The organism is Bacteroides sp. D55t1_190419_B8 (genome assembly GCF_015558905.1).
Classification (GTDB): Bacteria; Bacteroidota; Bacteroidia; order Bacteroidales; family Bacteroidaceae; genus Bacteroides; species Bacteroides vicugnae.
In genome coordinates, this window is record NZ_JADMOU010000043.1 from 1 (window position 1) to 19,950 (window position 19,950).

The following is a 19,950-nucleotide window of genomic DNA, read 5'->3' on the forward strand; positions in this document are numbered from 1 at the left end:
CAGATACGTATAATTAAAAAGAAATCCCTCCGGGGACGGAAGGATTTCCAGTGTAGATATGTATATCAGTACCAAAACAAAAGCGATATGCCAGAATGGATTAGTGTAGAAAAAGCAGTGATTAAGTATCACATCGAAAAAGAAGCGATCCTGCTTTGGGTGGAAATGGGACAATTCCCTATGTTATACATAGACAATGTTCCGAACGTTGACGAAGAATGTATTCTGGAACTCTTTCGCCGAAGTAAAGCCGGTATTACAACAGAATATATTGATACGCTGGAACAACTGTGTATAGACAAAACGATGGTCTGCGAGAAATACGCCCACATTATTCAATTGAAAGAAAAGGAAATTCAGTTGCAAAAGGAAATAAATACGTTGATAAACGAGATACAAGCAGCAATGAAAAGACAAAACGAACGAATCCGGGATTTGAAAAAAGCGATTGGAGAGAATAACAACGTTATACGTAGTAACAGTTGGATAAAAAGGCTGTGCAAAAGGTTCCAATAGTGAATAATTGTCAGTGCACCTGCTAATGATGAATCAAAACGCCAATATGTTAATATGCCAATTACCATGTGGGACACAGCGTAAACAATTAGCATATTGACACATTATTACACGGTTTTCACCACAGAGGACACGGAGGACACAGAGTTTTCAGAGTTCTAATTCAGAGATTATTATAACCTCTGTGTCCTCCGTGTCCTCTGTGGTGAAATAGTTCATTTAATTCAAATTCGTACGGTTTCGTTATGAATAATGCAATAACCTTCAAAAGAGTTGGATGAGAATTTTACCTTAGAAACGGTAAAGTTCCCGTTTTTTTGTGTTCCATATAATGGTTAAGAGGCAGAATATGAAAAGATAGGAATGTTGAACATAAATAAACGGGAGTTGTTTTAGTATATTATTCGCTATTTATCAACGCAAAACCTCTAAACATCAACGTGGTATATGAAAAAGAAAATTGGATTCGTCCTGGCGGCTGCGGCTGCAATCTTGCTTGCTGGCTGCGGACAGAAAAAAGAAACGACAACGACAACTGCCCGTCCCGTAAAGACTACGATTGTCGAGTCAAGATCGATTATCAGAAAAGATTTCTCGGGAATCGTGGAAGCGGTGGAATATGTGAAGCTGGCTTTCCGGGTCAACGGACAAATCATCCAGCTTCCTGTCATCGAAGGACAGAAAGTGAAAAAGGGACAACTCATAGCAGCTATCGACCCCAGAGACATCGCGTTGCAATATGCTGCTACAAAATCAGCATACGAAACGGCTTCCGCACAAGTGGAACGTAACAAACGGCTCCTCTCCCGGCAAGCGATCTCCGTACAGGAATATGAAATCAGCCTCGCCAACTTCCAAAAGGCGAAGTCTGAATACGAACTGTCTGCCAACAATATGCGCGACACTAAACTGACCGCTCCTTTCGACGGTTCTATCGAAAAACGACTGGTAGAAAACTATCAGCGTGTCAACTCCGGTGAAGGTATCGTTCAGCTTGTCAACACGCATAATCTGCGTATCAAATTCACCATTCCGGATGCTTATCTTTATTTGTTGCGCGCCAAAGATCCGCGTTTCCTTGTTGAGTTTGATACCTTCAAAGGACACGTGTTTCAAGCGAAACTGGAAGAATATCTGGATATTTCGACCGATGGCACAGGTATCCCGGTCAGTATCACGATTGACGACCCGTCATTCGACCGTGATCTTTATGCAGTGAAACCCGGTTTCACGTGTGGCATCCGTTTCACAGCAGATGTAGGTCCGTTGGTGCAGGATAGCTGGACGATTGTACCACTTAGTGCCGTATTCGGTGAAAGTGAAGGGAATAAAATGTATGTCTGGGTGGTAGAAGACAACAAAGTCCACAAACGGGAAGTGACCGTCAACGCCCCGACCGGAGAAGCACAGGCACTCATCTCGGAAGGTTTGAAACCCGGTGAAAAAATCGTCATTGCAGGCGTACACCAACTAGTGGAAGGAGAATCTATAATAGGTGATAGGTGATAAATGATAGTGGGCTGTGCCATAGGGTACTGCTAATTGGAATCGGCTAGTAATCATTTTTTTTACCGATCACTTACCAACTATCATTTATCAATTGTCAACTATCATTTAATCCCAACTATCATTTATCAACTATCAACTATCATTTATTATGAGTTTAGCTAGATATTCATTAGATAATACGAAAATCATCTATTTCTTTCTTGCCGTGCTGCTGATTGGGGGAATCACTTCCTTTGGCAAGCTAGGCAAGAAAGAGGATGCTCCTTTCGTGATAAAGTCGGCGGTTATCATGACCCGTTATCCGGGTGCCGAACCGGCTGAAGTGGAGCGGTTGATTACCGAGCCCATCTCCCGCGAGATTCAAAGTATGAGCGGTGTGTACAAGATTAAATCAGAATCTATGTACGGGCTTTCAAAAATCACATTCGAATTACAACCTTCCTTGTCAGCAAGCTCCATTCCACAGAAGTGGGACGAGTTACGACGGAAGGTGCTCAACATACAGCCACAGTTGCCAAGCGGTGCTTCCGCACCAACTGTTTCCGATGATTTCGGTGACGTGTTCGGCATCTATTACGGTCTGACGGCGGACGACGGTTACACATACGAAGAGATGCGCAACTGGGCGGAACGGATCAAGACACAGGTAGTGACGGCAGACGGAGTGATGAAAGTGGCTTTGTTCGGAACGCAGACAGAAGTGGTTAATATTTTCATTTCTACTAATAAGCTCGTAGGTATGGGCATCGACCCGAAACAGCTTGCCAGTCTGCTGCAATCGCAGAATCAGATTATCAATACCGGAGAAATCCGTGCCGGCGAGCAACAACTCCGGGTGACTGCCAACGGCATGTACACCACTGTAGACGATATTCGCAACCAAGTAATTACCACAAAGGCCGGACAGGTGAAACTCGGTGATATCGCCGTTATCGAAAAAGGATACATGGATCCCCCATCCAACATTATGCACGTGAACGGCAAACGTGCCATCGGCATCGGTGTCTCCACCGACCCGCAACGGGATGTGGTGCAAACGGGTAAGAATGTGAAAGCCAAGCTGGACGAATTGCTGCCACTGATGCCTGTGGGATTGGAGCTACAAAGTCTATATCTGGAAAACGAGATAGCCAATGAAGCCAACAACGGATTTATCATCAATCTGATCGAATCTATTCTGATTGTGATTGTGATTATCATGTTGGTGATGGGCTTGCGTGCAGGTATGCTGATCGGTTCGTCACTTATTTTCTCCATTGGAGGTACATTGCTTATCATGTCTTTCTTCGGTGTCGGGCTGAACCGTACTTCGTTGGCGGGATTTATCATCGCCATGGGTATGCTGGTGGACAACGCCATTGTGGTGACGGATAACGCACAGATTGCCATTGCCCGTGGAGTAGACCGGCGGAAAGCACTAATAGATGGTGCAACGGGGCCGCAATGGGGATTGCTCGGGGCTACTTTTATCGCTATCTGTTCGTTCCTTCCGCTCTACCTTGCTCCTTCTGCCGTAGCGGAAATTGTGAAACCGCTTTTTGTGGTACTTGCCATCTCGTTGGGATTGAGCTGGGTACTTGCACTGACGCAGACCACCGTTTTTGGTAATTTCATCCTGAAAGCGAAAGCAAAAGATGGTGCCAAAGACCCGTATGATAAACCGTTTTATCACAAATTCGCTTCTATCCTCCGTACACTGATTCGTAGGAAAACGTTGACACTGGGTTCGATGGTAGTGCTTTTCGTTGCTTCGCTGATTATCATGGGGACGATGCCGCAAAACTTCTTCCCTTCTTTGGACAAGCCCTATTTCCGGGCAGACGTGTTCTATCCCGACGGATATAGCATCAACGATGTGGTGAAAGAGATGAAATCGGTGGAAGAGCATCTGGCAAAGCAGCCGGAAGTGAAAAAAGTGTCGATCACCTTCGGCAGCACGCCGTTAAGGTATTACCTCGCTTCCACTTCCGTAGGACCGAAACCGAATTTTGCCAATGTGTTGATTGAATTAACAGACAGTAAATATACAAAAGAGTATGAGGAAGATTTCGACGCATATATGAAGGCGAATTATCCGAATGCGATTACGCGTACAAGTCTGTTCAAGCTGTCGCCCGCGGTGGATGCCGCTATCGAAATCGGGTTTATAGGACCGGATGTAGACACACTTGTGGCACTCACCAATCAGGCATTGGAGATTATGCACCGGAATCCGGATTTAATCAACATACGCAATTCGTGGGGAAACAAGATTCCTGTGTGGAAACCGATATATAGTCCCGAACGGGCACAGCCATTAGGGGTATCCCGTCAGGGCATGGCACAGAGTATCCAGATCGGAACTACGGGTATGACGCTCGGAGAATACCGGCAGGGGGATCAGGTGTTGCCTATCTTATTGAAGGACAACACGGTGGATTCATTCCGCATCAATGACTTGCGCACGTTGCCTGTGTTTGGCACAGGGAATGAGACAAGCAGCCTGGAACAGGTGGTATCGGAATTTGATTTCCAGTACCGTTTCTCGAACGTGAAAGATTACAACCGGCAAATGGTGATGATGGCACAGTGCGATCCGCGTCGCGGGGTAAATGCGATTGCTGCTTTCAATGAGGTTTGGCCGCTGGTACAGAAAGAAATAAAAGTGCCGGAGGGATATACAATGAAATATTTCGGGGAGCAGGAAAGTCAGGTGGAATCTAATGAGGCGCTGGCCAAGAACTTGCCGTTGACGTTCTTCCTGATGTTTGTCACTCTGTTGTTCTTGTTCAGGACGTACCGTAAACCGACAGTGATTCTGTTGATGCTGCCGCTTATCTTTATCGGTATCGTGTTAGGATTGGTGTTACTCGGCAAGTCGTTCGACTTCTTCTCTATTTTGGGGTTGCTCGGACTGATTGGTATGAATATCAAAAACGCGATTGTGCTTGTAGAGCAGATTGACCTGGAGGCAAAGACAGGCAAAAAACCGTTGGATGCTGTTGTCAGTGCCACGACCAGCCGTATTATTCCTGTAGCAATGGCGTCCGGTACTACTATTCTGGGTATGTTACCATTGTTGTTCGATGCAATGTTTGGCGGTATGGCGGCTACGATTATGGGAGGTTTGTTGGTGGCTTCGGCGCTGACATTGTTTGTTCTTCCGGTAGCTTATTGTGCCATTCAGAGAATCAAAGGCTAATTGGCTATTCTTATATGAAACTTGAATTTATTGTTTAGATTGAATAAAATGAAAACTCAACTTATAACTCTGTCTCTATTGTTCCTCGGCCTCACGGCCGGGGCACAACAGCCTTATCTTAGCCGGGAAGCCTACCGGGATAAGGTGGAAGCTTACAGCCAAATACTGAAGCAACAGAAACTAAAGACAATGGCAAGTACGGAAGCACGGAAAATTGCTCATACCGGTTTCTTACCTAAAATCGATGTCAATGCGGACGGTACGCTTAACATGAGCGACCTTAGTGCATGGAACGAGCCATTGGGCGAATACCGCAATCATACTTATCAAGGAGTATTTATCGTTTCGCAACCATTGTACACAGGAGGAGCACTCAACGCCCAGCACAAGATTGCCAAAGCGGATGAAAAGCTGAATCAGCTGAACGAGGAGCTTACCATCGACCAGATTCATTATCAAAGTGATGCGGTTTACTGGAATGCTTCTGCCTCACAAGCTATGTTGCAAGCAGCGGATAAGTATCAAAGCATCGTGAAACAGCAGTATGACATCATACAGGATCGTTTCAGCGACGGGATGATTAGCCGCACGGATTTATTAATGATTTCCACCCGGTTAAAAGAAGCGGAACTGCAATATATCAAGGCTCGCCAGAACTATACGCTGGCCCTGCAAAAGCTGAATATCTTAATGGGAGAAGAGCCCAATAGTCCTGTAGACAGTCTTTATACGATTGACAAGGCTTCTGCCCCGGTACAGATACTTTCTTTAGAGAATGTGTTGCAACGCCGTGCGGATTTTGAAAGTACGGAAGTGAACATCATGAAGAGTGAGGCACAGCGCAAAGCGGCTCTTAGTCAGTTCAACCCGCAACTGAATATGTATTTCAGTGGCGGATGGGCTACGGCTACGCCTAATCTCGGATATGATGTATCTTTCAATCCCATCGTCGGCATTAATATCAATATCCCGATTTTCCGGTGGGGAGCCCGGTTCAAAACGAACCGCCAGCAAAAAGCATACATCGGAATACAGAAACTGCAACAGAGTTATGTGACGGACAATATCAACGAGGAACTTTCTGCCGCACTAACCAAACTGACGGAAACGGAATATCAAGTGAAAACTGCCACCGAGACTATGAATCTGGCCAATGAAAATCTCGACCTGGTTTCGTTCTCTTACAATGAGGGAAAAGCGAATATGGTAGATGTGTTGTCGGCACAACTATCATGGACACAAGCACACACAAATCTGATTAATGCGTATCTGTCGGAAAAGATGGCGGTAGCGGAATACAGAAAAGTGATTAGTGAATAAAAGAAGAATCTGAAATCTGCATTCATAAAGCAGTATATAATAAAAAATCCGGAAAATGGGCAATACCCATATCTCCGGATTATTGTATATAAGGTCAGCTATATTGACTACGCAAGGAAGGAAATTAACACACCCGCGGCTACGGCAGAACCGATTACGCCGGAGATGTTGCTTGCCATGCAGTATTGCAATACGTGATTCTTCGGATCGTACTTCAAAGCTATTTCATTGGCTACGCGGCTTGCCATCGGAACAGCACTCAAACCGGTTGCACCGATAAGCGGATTGATTTTCTTCTTCGAGAAAAGATTCACTAGTTTCACAAAGAAAATACCACCGGTTATAGAAAGTGCAAATGCAAGGAATCCACCGATCACGATACCGATTGTTGTCCAGTTGAGGAATGCTTCGGCAGTCATTGTTGCCCCTACAGACAATCCGAGGAAGATAGTAGCTGCATTCATGATACTATTGGAAGCAGCATCGAACAAACGGAATGTATTGGTTCCGATCTCTTTCACCAGGTTACCGAACATCAGCATTCCGATCAATGGCACAGCACTTGGCACGAAGAGGGCCACAACGGTAGTTACCACAATCGGGAAGATAATCTTCAATACACGCAGATTCTTGATTTCCGTCTTTGAGGGATACATCTTTTCTTGCTCTTTCATGTTGATACTCAACTCTTTCTTCGTACAGAACAGCTTCACTACCAGCGGAATAATCACCGGAACGAGTGCCATGTATGAGTAAGCTGCAATGGCAATAGGACCCAGCAAATGCGGAGCAAGTTTGATGGTGGTAAAGATAGCCGTCGGCCCATCCGCACCACCGATAATTCCCAGAGAGGCAGCTTCTTTCGGAGTGAATCCCATCAGGATAGCCACCAACAGCACGGTAAAGATACCCAATTGTGCGGCTGCACCGAAAATAGAAAGACGCAGGTTACGCAACATCGGTCCGAAGTCCGTCAACGCACCGACACCCATGAAGATGATCGGAGGCAGGAAACCTGTCTTAATCAGCATATAGTAAATAAAGTTCATGATGCCGAGTTCGTGGGCAATGTCATGCAGAGGCATTTCCCAGATGTTCTTCATCACTCCGTTCACCATAATCATACCATTCTCATCAGCCTGAATCACACCCATATCTCCTCCGGGGAAGTTGGCAAGCAACACACCGAAAGCGATAGGCACAAGCAACAACGGTTCATACTGTTTCTTAATTCCGAGATAGAGCAGGATGAACGCGATGGCATACATTATCAGGAACTGCGGTTCGGCAATGATATTGCTGAACGCAGTCATGTCATATAAGTTCTCAAATATTTCGTTCATTATCCTATCCTCATTAATACATCATCTTCTGAAACAGCATCTCCCGGGTTGGCACAGATAGCAGTCACTGTGCCGCCAAATTCAGCGCGAATCGCATTGTAGGTTTTCATCGCTTCTACATAGCAGATTACGTCTCCTTCTTTCACCGTGTCGCCTACTTGCAAAGCAGTTTCTTGTGCATTTTTCACCAAGAAGAACTTGCCTTCCAACGGAGAAAGCACCTCTTTGCCTTCGCCTGCCGGAGCAGCGGCAGCACTCGCAGGAGTAGCAGGAAGCTCGGTATCACCATAAGCTACAGTGACACGATAAGCCTGTCCGTCTACCTGTACGGTCAGTGTCTTCGGTTTGACATCTTCTTCCGGTGATTTATCTTTTTCGGCACGGCGTTTTGCCACGTCTTCGAGGAAGTCTTCTTTAGCTTTGCCACTCTTGTAGGCTTCGTATTGAGCCGGGTGCATCGCATATTCGAAGAGTTCTTCGTCGTCCTGTCCGGCTTCCCATTTGTTCTCTTTCATCAGTTTGCGATATTTATCAAGAGCATCCGGATAGTTGTTCTGTGGATCGCCTTCGAAGAACTTGCGGCCTTCACGTTCCGCCTTTTCAATGATTTCCAGAGCAAGTTTGCCCGGCAAACGTCCGGCTTTACCCAGAATCATGTCCCAAATGTCATCGGCAATCATTCCCCAACGGTCTTTCCCTTTTTCCATCGCCATCACGTTCATCATGGCAAGGTTCTTCACATATTGACTGAACGGAGTCACCAATGGAGGATAACCGACACGAGGCCATACGTAAGCCACTTCGTCAAACAGCTTGATGAGAAGCTGATCTTGTGTCATAAACGGCAGATTGTGTTTTGCCTTATATTTATTGATAGATTCCAGATTGGATTCGAGGTCGGCCATCAGACTACCCATCATACCGCCGGGAAGTCCGGGAGCAATCAGCAAGGAGTTCATCAGGCGGTTTTTCGGGCTGATATACAGGCCGAGAAAGTCGTCCATAAATTCCTGAATCATGCCACGCACTTTCATGTAGGCTTCCATATTAATTTCAGGCACTTGATATCCGGCATCTTTCAGCATGGCTTGTACACTAAGCAAATCAGCATGACCAGTTCCCCATGAGAGTGGTTCCATACCCACATCGATGTAATCGCAACCTGCTTCGCATACTTCGAGGATGCTTGCCATATTGAATCCGGGACCTGCATGGCTATGATACTGAACAGGGATTTCAGGATGTGCTGCCTTGATATTGGCTACAATCTTACCTAATGATACGGGACGGCCGATACCTGCCATATCTTTGATACAGATTTCGTCTGCACCCAGTTTGATGAGTTCCAATGCCATATTGGTATAGTACTCTACCGTATGAATAGGCGAATGAGTGATACAAAGCGAGCATTGTGAAATCATGCCTGCTTCCTTTGCGTATGTGATGGAAGGAGCGATATTACGCACATCGTTCAATCCGCAGAACGTACGGGTAATGTCTGTTCCTTGTGCTTTCTTTACTTTGTAGAATAATTTGCGGACGTCTGCCGGAACGGGGCTCATACGGAGTCCGTTCAGTGCGCGGTCGAGCATATGGGTTTGAATACCGGCTTCATGGAACGGTTTTGTCCATTCGCGCACGGCTGTATTCGGGTTTTCACCAAACAATAAATTTACCTGTTCAAAACCTCCGCCGTTTGTTTCTACACGGGCGAAACAACCCATTTCAATGATGGCCGGAGCTACCTTTACGAGTTGGTCTACACGAGGTACGTATTTTCCGGCTGATTGCCACATATCTCGGAAAACCAAGCTAAACTTTACTTCTCTTTTCATGTCTTTCAGTGATATTCTTTATAGATTTATAATTTTTCTACTTTAGTGATTTTTCCTTTACCCTGTGTCACTACATTCACAGCAGCAGTAATGGCTGCTAAAATATTTCCCGGAACAGGTGTAGGACCTCGCGGTGCTTCCCGCTTCACAGGAACCACTTCTTCGGGGGCGTACTTGTTGACCAATGTAATCAACAACTTACCTAAATAAATCACAATCAGCAGAATAACAAACACGGTAGCCATTCCGACCACCATCAGCAGGATCGCTGTTTCGATATTTTCCATATAATAAACTATTAGTAATTTAAGTTGTTCGTCTAAAAAGCGTTCGAAAATACCAAATTTTTATTATAAAATAAATTAAGAAAGGAATATAATGTATAAAACTGTCATTTCTCTGATTGATAATCAGGGTATTTATGAGCAGAAACTTATTACAAAAAAATGTGAGAGAAAGCCCCTCAACTTTCTCTCACACTCTGATAAAACAATTATTAAATAAAAATACTCAATGATAAACCGGTTTAGCCCTCATCTGGTTTCATACCCTCTTCTTAACCTATTAAATTACCAGATAAAACCGGTCTTGTTAAACCTCTCATGCACCATCACGGCTTTCATTCTTTTAATTAGCGTAGCAGTCTAGTTGAAAAACCCTTTTAAGCCAACTTGTTTGATCGGGAAAAACAAGCCTTCTAAAGCTCATATAACCCTGGTGAGGGAACCATTTCTGACCTACGTCTCCGGCAGGAATTTTTCATCTGCCCACTGTCTATTGTTTGCTTTGAGCCCTAGTTTGTATTCTTTTCGAAATATTGTTTGTTTTGAGCTCCGGCCTTTATTCCTAATAAGGAAGATGGCCGGATAATTCCTTCTACAACATTTAATCTTCTAATTAATTCTACCGTTTTTTTCAAACATCATTAAATAGCTCTTATATTAGAAAGAGAAGCATCCGTTTGTTTTTTACCAAGAAAAAATGAAGAAAATTTGAAGAAAAACAAAAAAGCCTCTCCTGACTATCCAGAAGAGGCTTTTTTTATTGCAAAATAATTTCTTTCCCTCGAATTTGATAACTGATTCCACACGAGCCGAAGACTTTTTCCAGTGTGGCGTTCAGGTCTTTCGTCAAAACCGTCCCGTTGTAGGTCAATCCCTCGCACTTCTCGTGCCCGACGACTGTTACCTTAAATATGTGTTCAATATCTGCCACTACATTTATCAGCGGATCGTCTTCATACCCCAACACCTCGGGGAACTCCGATTCTTCTGCCTTTTTCTCTACCGGCACAATCTTGTTCTCATCGCAATGCACGCTTTCTCCGGCAAGCAATGTACGCTTACCTACAGCAGTCTCAACTTTCACGCTTCCTTCCTCACAGTTGACGGTCATCTTCTTTCCCTGCTGATCGATGAGGAATTTCGTTCCCAGTACGGTCACGTCGCCGGCTTCTGTACGGACGGTGAATGTCTTGCCTTTGGTTACATTAAAAGAGGCTTTACCCAACAGTTGCAATTTGCGCTCCCAAAGCCATGTGATATGATTGTAAGTCAGGCGGGAATTTTCCATCACCTGCACAGTGCTGCCATCCGGAAATTCATAGTTCATAGCCGTATTATCAGTCACCACCTTTTCTTCTGCCAGGAAGTAACCGCCTATCCCCAAAAGAAGGACAACTGCCGCTGCCGCTCCCCATGAAAAAGAGAAACTTCTTCCCGTACCTTGCTTTCTTCTCCGGCTTAAGGCGATCTTATGGCTCTCCTCACGTTGCAACTTCAGCTTATCACCTATTTCTTTTTTACGAGAAAAGATTTCGCCAACCAGAGGAAGTTTTCCTTCTTCTAAGTATTTATCTAAAGATTCTGTCCACTTTTCCATATCTCACACCTCAATTAAAAATCCACAAATTAGCTGCTACCAACAACAAGAAAGATTTGCTCATACGCTCCCGCAAACTGGAGATAGCCATATGAGTAGTATTATAAACCGTACGTGAAGTGAGTCCCATCACCTGGGCTATTTCTTCCGGACTCATCTTCTTATAATACTTAAGATACAATACCTCCCGCTGTTGCTTTGTCAAATTGTTCAGCTCTTTCTGCAAAACTTCTAGCTGTTCTTTTTCTAACTCTGAACGGATAATAGCAGTTTCAATATCAATCTCCAGATCAAACTGATATTCATTTGTGCCTACTTCATCCAGTGATTTTAATGAGCCACTATTCTCCTTTTTCAGTTCGTTCACTATCATGTGTCTCAACGAAACACATAAGTAAGCGGGTATGGATTGAGGAGCCGCGCAAGTTTCTCTTTTCTCAAAGATGTAAACAAACAACGACTGTATCGCCTCGGTTACCAGAGTCTCATCACCGGCTATCTTCATGCCATATCCATACAGTAAATCTGCATATTGCTCATAAAGCTGCCGGAATGCCTCTTCATCCCCTTGCTGAATTTTATCCCAGGATAGTGTCTTCATTTCTATTCACTCATTTATATGAGATATGTTTTTCCTTTTTTTACCTGATTTTTTAGTTAAAATCAACGGAATATGTTTTAAAACTCACTTGTAAAGTGGAATTTGATGTGTTTAAAGTCCATCTGAGCCATCTGAAGTACATAACCGGAGTCTGCCAGGAACACATCGCGCCCTTCTCTATCCTTTGCCATATACTGGTATTTACGTTTCTTGAAGGCTTCCAGTTCTGCGGGATCATCGCTTTCTACCCAACAGGCTTTATAAAGACTTACCGGTTCCCAGCGACAGGACGCATTGTATTCATTCAACAAACGGTACTGAATGACCTCAAACTGCAACTGTCCCACCGTACCGATAATCTTACGGCCATTGAACTGATTGACAAACAACTGTGCCACACCTTCATCCATCAACTGATCGATACCTTTCGCCAACTGTTTCTGCTTCATCGGATCGGCATTTTCAATATACTTGAACATCTCCGGCGAGAAGCTCGGCAATCCGCGGAAATGAAGCATTTCACCTTCTGTCAGCGTATCGCCAATCTTAAAGGTACCATTATCCGGCAGACCGATAATATCTCCTGCATAGGCTTCGTCAATCGTTGTTTTACGCTGTGCCATAAATTGGGTGGGCGATGAAAAACGCATGGTCTTTCCATGACGAACGTGCATATAGGGAGCATTGCGGACAAACTTGCCGGAGCAAATCTTACAGAATGCCACACAAGAACGGTGATTGGGATCAATATTGGCTGTGATCTTAAAGATGAATCCGGTGAATTTCGGTTCGTCGGGATTCACTTCACGCTCTTCTGCCTGTACGGGACGAGGACTGGGAGCTATCTCCACGAAACAGTTCAGCAGCTCTTGCACACCGAAGTTGTTCAACGCTGATCCGAAGAATACAGGTGCACAATCTCCTGCGAGATAGGATTCCGAATCAAATTCGGGATAAACACCTTCGATCAGTTCCAGATCACCACGCAGCTTGTCTGCCAATGGCTTGCCAATCTGCTGATCCAGTTCTTCCGTATGAATATCGACTGCCACTTTTTCCGTTACCATCTGTTTGGATGGCTGGTACAAGTCCAGTTTCTGTTCGTAGATGTTGTATACTCCTTTGAAACGTGCTCCCTGCTCTATCGGCCAGGACAAGGGACGAACCTGAATCATCAGTTCTTCTTCGAGTTCATCGAGCAAGTCGAACGGATCTTTTCCTTCACGGTCCATTTTGTTGACGAAGATTATTACCGGAGTCTTTCTCATGCGGCATACCTCCATCAGTTTACGCGTCTGCGTTTCCACACCTTTCGCACCGTCTACAACGATGATAACGCTGTCCACAGCAGTCAATGTACGGTACGTGTCTTCGGCAAAGTCCTGGTGACCCGGAGTATCGAGAATGTTGATTTTATAATCCCGATAGTCGAATTCCATCACGGAAGTCGTTACCGAAATACCACGTTGTTTCTCGATTTCCATCCAGTCGGACGTAGCCGTCTTCTTTATCTTATTACTCTTTACAGCACCTGCTACCTGTATCTGACCACCGAAAAGCAATAGCTTTTCCGTCAATGATGTCTTACCGGCATCCGGATGCGCAATAATGGCGAACGTTCGCCGTCTCAAAATTTCTGTATTATCTGCCATAGTTATTAAATTGAGAATTGAAAATTGGAAATTAAAAAATGATACTCAAAGTGGTTTCTTTTTTATTTCTCAACTCTCAATTTTTAATTTCCAATTTCTCCAGGCATCGTTGGAGACTTTCCTCCCAATGGGGGATTTCGATGCCAAATGTTGTTTTTATTTTTGTTTTATCAAGTACGGAGTATGCCGGACGGTTGGCCTTTGCAGGATATTCGGCTGTATGCAGAGGTTTCACTTTGCAGGAGGTTATTCCTGCCAAGCGATGAATAGCCACTGTGAAATCATACCAGGAACAAACGCCTTCATTGCTGAAATGGTAGATGCCGCGGACTATACCTTTATTTATAATGGTATAGATGGCACGTGCCAGGTCATTAGCATAAGTCGGGGTTCCGATCTGGTCGAAAACAACTCCCAGACTGTCACACTCTTTTCCAAGACGGATCATTGTCTTCACAAAATTATTGCCGAAAGTGGAATAAAGCCATGCAGTACGGATTACAACTGCTTTCTCGCAATAATTCATCACGTCATATTCTCCTTCCAGTTTGGTGGTGCCGTATACGGAGTCCGGACAAGGGTCGCAATCCTCCGTATACGGAGTGTGTGCAGTACCGTCAAAGACATAATCGGTAGATACCTGTATCATGGCGGCTCCGTTGAATTGTGCCGCACTTGCCAATTGTTTCGGTGCTTCGCAATTCAATTGATAGGCTAGTTCCGAATTATCTTCCGCTTTATCTACGGCCGTATATGCGGCACAGTTCACGACAAGCTCAATCCGCTTCTCTGCGATATAAGCCCAAACGGCTTGCTTGTCACAGATGTTAAGCTCCTCTACATCCGTGAAATAATACGTATGTTGCGGGTTCTCTTTTGCAAGCACCTGCATCTCATTGCCAAGCTGACCGTTGGCACCCGTTACCAAAATTCTCATTTATTCATCCAGTTTTAATTCACCTTTACGGTCTTTATCATAATAGTTTGCCAACATAGAAAGGAAACTAGTGATAGCTTCCACTGCCTTAGCAGTACCTTCACTGATAGGCTTTTTTTGAAGACGAAGCAGGAGCACTCCATACAACGCCTCAAAACAGGTCTCCAATTCGGGCTCGTCTTTCTTGCCGTTTTTATTCCGTAATTCTACTATAAACGGCAATGCCTTGAAATAGGCGGCACTGTAAAAAGGAAATTTAGGAGAAGAAGCCAATGCGTTATGCAATTCTGTCAGATTGATAATCACATTCTTATTAATCTGCAAATGACCTTTTTCCCGTACTCCTTCCTCACTCATCATCGTAATCAGGTTGGTATACCATTCTCTCATGGCAGGCTGCTGATCTGCCGGATAACGGGCAATTATATTTACCTCCATCTCTTCCGGTTCACAATGATTGGCGCGGATCAAGTCTTCCTCTTGCCACATATATATAAGGTACTCGGCAATATTCTTCTCTTTCAGTTGTTGTGCTATCTGATTCATAAGTTATCTCTTAATAAAGTGATTCTCCCAACAAAGTAAAAATCAGTCCGGCAAGGGATACCAGCATTACAATACTTCCTACAACACGATTCAGTATCCAGATACCACGCAAGTTGAATTTAGTGCGCACTTTGTTCACAAAGTAAGTAATCCCCAACCACCAGGTCAATGCCCCTATAGCAATAGCAACATATCCTGTAATCTCTTCGAACACCAGAACCCCCGGCTGCACAAAGGCAAAACGGGCGAAAAGTCCGATAAACAGAAAGATTATCAAGGGATTGGAGAGAGTGACGAAAAATGCGGTAATAAAGTTATGGAAATAAGAACCTTTGCTGGAGGAAGCCGGACGAATGGACTGCACCGGGTTGCTACGAAAGGTATATATACCAAAAAGGAGTAGCATGATGCTCCCCAATAATTGCAGATAGAAAATATTCTTATTAATATAATCGAACACAAAGCTCATCCCGTAGCCGGTGAGCAAAGCGTATGCTATATCGCTCAAAGAGGCTCCCAGACCTGTTACAAATCCATACCAACGCCCCTTATTCAAAGTCCTCTGGATGCATAATACGCCCACCGGACCGAGGGGTGCGGACACAACAACGCCAATAATAAAGCCTTTCACTAATATATCGAATATTGTCTCTATCTGAATCATGTCGCAAATATCGCACTTTTTTGTGATATGGGGATAGTATATTAACGTTTTTTCCACACAAGAATCACTATATATAGCGATAATAAGTAAAACGTACATCGAAAATAAACATATTAAATAAGGTATAGGAATTTATTCTCTATTTTTTTCCTACCACCAACGAAATTGATTATCTTTGCGCCACAGAAAAAGAGAAGAGTTTCTCCTGCAGGAACTTCAATCGTAAAATCGTAAATCGTAAAATCGTAAATATACAACATGATTCTTTTTTTCAGAACCCCTTCCAAGAGCGTGATTGCCGTAGAGAGCAACCATCAGCTCACCCCTGACGAAAGTAATAAACTCTGCTGGCTTTTTGGCGAAGCCGTGATGGAAAGTGAAGAAAACCTGAAAGGCTGTTTCGTTGGCCCACGCCGCGAAATGATCACTCCCTGGAGTACAAACGCAGTAGAAATCACCCAAAACATGGGGCTCGAAGGCATAAGCCGCATCGAGGAGTACTTCCCTGTTAAGGACGAAAATGCCGATTACGACCCGATGCTCCAACGCATGTACAAAGGACTCGACCAAAACGTATTCACGACAAACCGTCAGCCGGAACCAATCATCTACATTGAAGATCTCGAAGTGTACAACGAAAAAGAAGGTTTGGCTCTTTCCAAAGAAGAAATGGACTACCTGAAGAAAGTAGAAAAGGACCTCGGACGGAAGCTGACCGACTCTGAAGTATTCGGTTTCGCACAAATCAACTCCGAACACTGCCGCCACAAAATTTTCGGCGGAACGTTTATCATCGACGGCGTAGAGCAGGAATCTTCCCTGTTCCAGATGATTAAAAAGACTACACAGGAAAATCCGAATAAAATAATCTCTGCTTATAAAGATAACGTAGCCTTCGCTGAAGGTCCGGTTGTGGAACAGTTTGCTCCGGCAGATCATTCAAAACCTGATTTCTTCCAAGTAAAGGACATCAAGAGTGTTATCTCACTGAAAGCGGAAACTCATAACTTCCCTACTACTGTTGAGCCATTCAATGGTGCTTCTACCGGTACCGGCGGCGAAATCCGCGACCGTATGGGTGGTGGTAAAGGTTCATGGCCGATTGCAGGTACGGCTGTCTACATGACTTCTTATCCACGCACAGAAGAAGGACGCGAATGGGAAGAGATTCTTCCGGTACGCAAATGGCTATACCAGACTCCGGAACAGATTCTAATCAAAGCATCCAATGGTGCTTCCGACTTCGGTAACAAGTTCGGCCAACCGCTGATCTGCGGTTCGGTACTGACTTTCGAACATACAGAAAACAAAGAAGTTTATGGTTACGACAAAGTAATCATGCTTGCCGGTGGTGTTGGTTACGGTACACAACGTGACTGCCTGAAAGGCACACCGGAAGCTGGAAACAAAGTAGTGGTTATCGGTGGTGACAACTACCGTATCGGACTGGGTGGCGGTTCCGTATCTTCTGTTGATACCGGTCGTTACAGCAGTGGCATCGAGTTGAATGCCGTGCAACGTGCCAACGCAGAAATGCAAAAACGTGCCAATAACGTAGTACGCGCTCTTTGTGAAGAAGAGGTGAATCCGGTGGTTTCTATCCATGACCACGGATCTGCCGGACACGTAAACTGTCTGTCCGAACTCGTGGAAGAATGTGGTGGTTTGATCGATATGAGCAAGTTGCCTATCGGCGACAAGACTTTGTCTGCCAAAGAAATCATCGCTAACGAAAGTCAGGAACGTATGGGTCTGCTGATTAAAGAAGAGGCTATTGAACATGTACGTAAGATTGCCGAACGCGAACGCGCTCCAATGTACGTAGTCGGTGAAACAACCGGCGATCATCGTTTCGCTTTCCAACAGGCTGACGGTGTACGTCCGTTCGACCTTGCCGTAGAACAGATGTTCGGTTCTTCTCCCAAAACCTATATGGTAGACAAGACCGTAGAACGTCATTATGAAATGCCGAAATACGAATTGTCTAAACTACATGAATATCTGACGAATGTATTGCAGCTTGAAGCTGTAGCCTGCAAAGACTGGTTGACAAACAAGGTAGACCGTTCGGTTACAGGCAAAGTGGCTCGTCAGCAATGTCAGGGTGAACTTCAGTTGCCGTTGAGCGACTGCGGTGTCGTAGCACTCGACTACCGTGGCGAGAAAGGTATCGCTACCTCTATCGGACATGCTCCGCAAGCAGCATTGGCTGATCCGGCTGCCGGCTCTATTCTTTCTGTATCCGAAGCGCTGACCAATCTTGTTTGGGCTCCAATGGCGGAAGGTATGGATAGCATTTCACTGTCTGCCAACTGGATGTGGCCTTGCCGCTCTCAAGAAGGTGAAGATGCCCGTCTTTACACAGCTGTAAAAGCTTTAAGCGATTTCTGTTGCGCGCTGCAGATCAATGTTCCTACCGGAAAAGACTCTCTGTCTATGACACAGAAGTATCCGAACGGCGAGAAAGTGATTTCTCCGGGAACTGTGATTGTTTCTGCCGGTGGTGAAGTCTCCGACGTAAAGAAAGTGGTATCTCCGGTATTGGTTAACAATGAAAAGACTACGCTTTATCATATTGACTTCAGCTTCGATGAACTGAAACTGGGTGGTTCGGCTTTTGCACAATCTCTGGGTAAAGTTGGTGACGAAGTACCTTGCGTACAAGATGCCGAATATTTCCGTGATGCTTTCCTTGCCGTACAGGAACTTGTCAACAAAGGATTGATTCTTGCAGGACACGATATCTCTGCCGGTGGTTTGATCACTACATTGCTCGAAATGTGCTTCTCTAATGTAGAAGGCGGTATGGAAATCAGCCTCGACAAGATGAAAGAACAGGATATCGTTAAGATTCTGTTTGCTGAAAATCCGGGTATCGTTATCCAGATCAGCGACAAGCATAAGGATGAAGTGAAGAAGATTCTGGAAGATGCCGGCGTAGGCTATATGAAGTTGGGTAAACCGACTGATGAACGTCACATCCTGGTATCTAAAGACGGAGCTACTTACCAATTCGGTATCGACTATATGCGTGATGTGTGGTATTCTTCTTCTTACCTGCTCGACCGCAAACAATCTATGAACGGTTGTGCTAAAGCACGTTTCGAGAACTACAAGATGCAGCCCGTTGAATTCGCTTTCATGCCGGAATTCAAAGGCAAGCTTTCTCAATATGGTATCACTCCGGACCGTCGCACTCCAAGCGGTATCCGTGCAGCTATCATCCGTGAGAAAGGTACGAATGGCGAACGCGAAATGGCTTACTCACTCTACCTGGCAGGTTTCGACGTGAAAGACGTGACGATGACCGACCTCATCAGCGGACGCGAAACATTGGAAGATGTAAACATGATCGTCTATTGTGGCGGTTTCTCTAACTCCGACGTATTGGGTTCTGCTAAAGGATGGGCAGGCGCATTCCTGTTCAACCCGAAAGCTAAAGAAGCATTGGATAAATTTTATGCACGCGAAGATACATTGTCATTAGGTGTCTGCAACGGTTGCCAGTTGATGATGGAACTCAATCTTATCAACCCGGAACTGAAGAAGAAAGGAAAAATGCTACATAACAATTCACACAAATTCGAATCACGCTTCCTTGGTCTTACTATCCCGACTAACCGCAGTGTGATGTTCGGCTCTTTAAGTGGAAGCAAACTGGGTATCTGGGTAGCTCACGGAGAAGGAAAATTCTCTTTGCCATATGACGAAGATAAATATAATGTAGTAGCGAAGTATAGCTATGATGAATATCCGGGCAATCCGAACGGTTCCGATTATTCTATCGCAGCACTGGCCAGCGCAGACGGACGCCATCTGGCTATCATGCCTCACTTGGAACGTTCCATCTTCCCATGGCAGAACGGTTGCTATCCGGCCGACCGCAAGAACAGCGATCAGGTTACTCCATGGATAGAAGCGTTTGTCAATGCCCGCAAGTGGGTGGAAGCGAAAATGAAATAAAT

14 protein-coding genes are annotated in these 19,950 nt (G+C 44.8%); 5 read left to right on the forward strand and 9 right to left on the reverse strand.

Annotated features, from left to right (window positions below; genetic code table 11):
- Positions 1-87: 87 nt before the first annotated feature.
- From I2I13_RS22690 to I2I13_RS22705, 4 genes are all read left to right on the forward strand, one after another.
- Positions 88-516 carry a hypothetical protein gene (locus tag I2I13_RS22690; RefSeq protein WP_195650591.1) on the forward strand — a complete coding sequence of 143 codons (429 nt, stop codon included), beginning with the start codon at positions 88-90 and terminating at the stop codon, positions 514-516.
- 447 nt (positions 517-963) lie between these two features.
- The gene (locus I2I13_RS22695) at positions 964-2,022 is read left to right on the forward strand and encodes an efflux RND transporter periplasmic adaptor subunit (RefSeq protein ID WP_195650592.1); all 1,059 of its coding nucleotides are present in this window, start codon (positions 964-966) and stop codon (positions 2,020-2,022) included.
- Positions 2,023-2,173: 151 nt separating this feature from the next.
- On the forward strand, positions 2,174-5,206 hold the full coding sequence (locus tag I2I13_RS22700; RefSeq protein ID WP_195650593.1) for an efflux RND transporter permease subunit: 3,033 nt from the start codon (positions 2,174-2,176) through the stop codon (positions 5,204-5,206).
- A gap of 48 nt (positions 5,207-5,254) precedes the next feature.
- The gene (locus I2I13_RS22705; protein ID WP_167511752.1) at positions 5,255-6,526 is read left to right on the forward strand and encodes a TolC family protein; all 1,272 of its coding nucleotides are present in this window, start codon (positions 5,255-5,257) and stop codon (positions 6,524-6,526) included.
- Between the two features lie 107 nt (positions 6,527-6,633).
- On the opposite strand, the gene I2I13_RS22710 is transcribed toward I2I13_RS22705, so the two are convergent.
- From I2I13_RS22710 to I2I13_RS22750, 9 genes are all read right to left on the reverse strand, one after another.
- Positions 6,634-7,869, reverse strand: a complete 1,236-nt coding sequence (locus tag I2I13_RS22710) for a sodium ion-translocating decarboxylase subunit beta (protein ID WP_148364676.1) — start codon at positions 7,867-7,869, stop codon at positions 6,634-6,636.
- Entirely contained in the window at positions 7,869-9,704 is a 1,836-nt protein-coding gene (locus tag I2I13_RS22715; protein ID WP_195650594.1) for a biotin/lipoyl-containing protein, read from the reverse strand. Before I2I13_RS22715 ends, I2I13_RS22710 begins: the two co-directional genes overlap by 1 nt.
- 26 nt (positions 9,705-9,730) lie before the next feature.
- Complete coding sequence (locus tag I2I13_RS22720) at positions 9,731-9,991, reverse strand: OadG family protein (protein WP_148364674.1); 261 nt, start codon at positions 9,989-9,991, stop codon at positions 9,731-9,733.
- A gap of 754 nt (positions 9,992-10,745) precedes the next feature.
- A complete protein-coding gene (locus I2I13_RS22725) occupies positions 10,746-11,585 on the reverse strand; it encodes a FecR family protein (protein WP_148364673.1) in 840 nt (279 codons plus the stop codon).
- 10 nt (positions 11,586-11,595) lie between these two features.
- Positions 11,596-12,186, reverse strand: a complete 591-nt coding sequence (locus I2I13_RS22730; protein WP_008999793.1) for an RNA polymerase sigma factor — start codon at positions 12,184-12,186, stop codon at positions 11,596-11,598.
- 77 nt (positions 12,187-12,263) lie between these two features.
- Positions 12,264-13,838, reverse strand: a complete 1,575-nt coding sequence (locus tag I2I13_RS22735; protein WP_195650595.1) for a peptide chain release factor 3 — start codon at positions 13,836-13,838, stop codon at positions 12,264-12,266.
- 76 nt (positions 13,839-13,914) lie between these two features.
- Entirely contained in the window at positions 13,915-14,775 is an 861-nt protein-coding gene (gene rfbD / locus I2I13_RS22740; protein WP_195650596.1) for a dTDP-4-dehydrorhamnose reductase, read from the reverse strand.
- Positions 14,776-15,321 (reverse strand): DUF4924 family protein, encoded by a 546-nt coding sequence (locus I2I13_RS22745; RefSeq protein ID WP_008774797.1) that lies wholly within the window; start codon positions 15,319-15,321, stop codon positions 14,776-14,778. It abuts the gene before it with no gap.
- 10 nt (positions 15,322-15,331) lie between these two features.
- Complete coding sequence (locus I2I13_RS22750) at positions 15,332-15,985, reverse strand: LysE family translocator (RefSeq protein ID WP_008774798.1); 654 nt, start codon at positions 15,983-15,985, stop codon at positions 15,332-15,334.
- 258 nt (positions 15,986-16,243) lie between these two features.
- Between I2I13_RS22750 and purL the strand changes: the two genes are divergently transcribed.
- The gene (gene purL / locus I2I13_RS22755) at positions 16,244-19,948 is read left to right on the forward strand and encodes a phosphoribosylformylglycinamidine synthase (RefSeq protein ID WP_148364671.1); all 3,705 of its coding nucleotides are present in this window, start codon (positions 16,244-16,246) and stop codon (positions 19,946-19,948) included.
- The last annotated feature ends 2 nt before the right edge of the window (positions 19,949-19,950 follow it).

Excerpts from the sequence above, each read along its gene's own strand:
- I2I13_RS22690 (WP_195650591.1), top strand. The coding sequence starts at position 88 with ATGCCAGAATGGATTAGTGTAGAAAAAGCAGTGATTAAGTATCACATC.
- I2I13_RS22695 (WP_195650592.1), top strand. The coding sequence starts at position 964 with ATGAAAAAGAAAATTGGATTCGTCCTGGCGGCTGCGGCTGCAATCTTG.
- I2I13_RS22700 (WP_195650593.1), top strand. The coding sequence starts at position 2,174 with ATGAGTTTAGCTAGATATTCATTAGATAATACGAAAATCATCTATTTC.
- I2I13_RS22705 (WP_167511752.1), top strand. The coding sequence starts at position 5,255 with ATGAAAACTCAACTTATAACTCTGTCTCTATTGTTCCTCGGCCTCACG.
- I2I13_RS22710 (WP_148364676.1), bottom strand. The coding sequence starts at position 7,869 with ATGAACGAAATATTTGAGAACTTATATGACATGACTGCGTTCAGCAAT.
- I2I13_RS22715 (WP_195650594.1), bottom strand. The coding sequence starts at position 9,704 with ATGAAAAGAGAAGTAAAGTTTAGCTTGGTTTTCCGAGATATGTGGCAA.
- I2I13_RS22720 (WP_148364674.1), bottom strand. The coding sequence starts at position 9,991 with ATGGAAAATATCGAAACAGCGATCCTGCTGATGGTGGTCGGAATGGCT.
- I2I13_RS22725 (WP_148364673.1), bottom strand. The coding sequence starts at position 11,585 with ATGGAAAAGTGGACAGAATCTTTAGATAAATACTTAGAAGAAGGAAAA.
- I2I13_RS22730 (WP_008999793.1), bottom strand. The coding sequence starts at position 12,186 with ATGAAGACACTATCCTGGGATAAAATTCAGCAAGGGGATGAAGAGGCA.
- I2I13_RS22735 (WP_195650595.1), bottom strand. The coding sequence starts at position 13,838 with ATGGCAGATAATACAGAAATTTTGAGACGGCGAACGTTCGCCATTATT.
- rfbD (WP_195650596.1), bottom strand. The coding sequence starts at position 14,775 with ATGAGAATTTTGGTAACGGGTGCCAACGGTCAGCTTGGCAATGAGATG.
- I2I13_RS22745 (WP_008774797.1), bottom strand. The coding sequence starts at position 15,321 with ATGAATCAGATAGCACAACAACTGAAAGAGAAGAATATTGCCGAGTAC.
- I2I13_RS22750 (WP_008774798.1), bottom strand. The coding sequence starts at position 15,985 with ATGATTCAGATAGAGACAATATTCGATATATTAGTGAAAGGCTTTATT.
- purL (WP_148364671.1), top strand. The coding sequence starts at position 16,244 with ATGATTCTTTTTTTCAGAACCCCTTCCAAGAGCGTGATTGCCGTAGAG.